The sequence below is a fragment of the Nguyenibacter vanlangensis genome (genome assembly GCF_013376155.1).
Lineage (GTDB): Bacteria > Pseudomonadota > Alphaproteobacteria > Acetobacterales > Acetobacteraceae > Gluconacetobacter > Gluconacetobacter vanlangensis.
In genome coordinates this window covers 1-733 of record NZ_JABXXP010001079.1, presented here as the reverse complement: position 1 = coordinate 733, position 733 = coordinate 1, and the positions used below count along the sequence as shown (strand labels likewise).

The following is a 733-nucleotide window of genomic DNA, read 5'->3' as shown; positions in this document are numbered from 1 at the left end:
CCGCCCGCTGGGCCCCGGTAGCTGGTCGGCCGACATAAAGTTGCTGGGCAGCGCGAGCCTGACCCTGCGCGGCCGTGGACGGTCCTTCAGCCGGTGGAATGTGACGATCCTGCCCGACGCCGCGCCGGCCGTGTCCTGGAGGGCGGGGGCGGGCAGCATGCCGGGGGAATGGCGGACACGCCTGCCCTATAGCGCGCGGCAGGCCTATGGCATCGCCACGTTGCGGGCCGAGCTGCATCTGATTCGGTCGGGCAGGGAGCAGGCGCGGGGCCAGGGGGAGGCGGAGCGGGTATTATCCGTGCCGATCCCGGTGGATGGCCGGCCCAAGGAGGTGACGGGCACCGCCCTGCCGGACCTTTCCGCCGATCCCTGGGCGGGCGAGGAAGTGGCCGGCCGCCTGGTGGCGACCAGCGTCAGCGGGCGCGAAGGGCGCAGCGACGAGATCCGCTTTCGTCTGGGGGCGCGGCTGTTTCGCAATCCGATGGCCAGGGCGGTGCTGGATGTGCGCCGCCGGGTCGCCGTGGGGCGGGAGAGCCGCTTTACGGCGGCGAGCGACCTGCTGGCGCTGGGCGAGACGCCCGATCCGTTCGCGCATGATGCCGGAATGCTGCTGAACCTGACCAGTGCCGCAGCCCTGCTGGAAAGCCGGGACGTCGAGGCCGGCGCGGCGACCGCCCGGGCCGTCGACCAGGCGCTGGCGCGGCTGTGGTACCTGGCGCTGGATATCGAGGAC

General features: G+C 72.9%; 1 protein-coding gene. It reads left to right on the top strand.

Annotation, left to right across the window (positions count from 1 at the left end; all coding sequences use genetic code 11):
- Positions 1 to 733 (top strand): DUF4175 family protein (locus HUK84_RS21340; protein WP_176641943.1); only part of this gene is annotated, 733 nt, incomplete at both ends.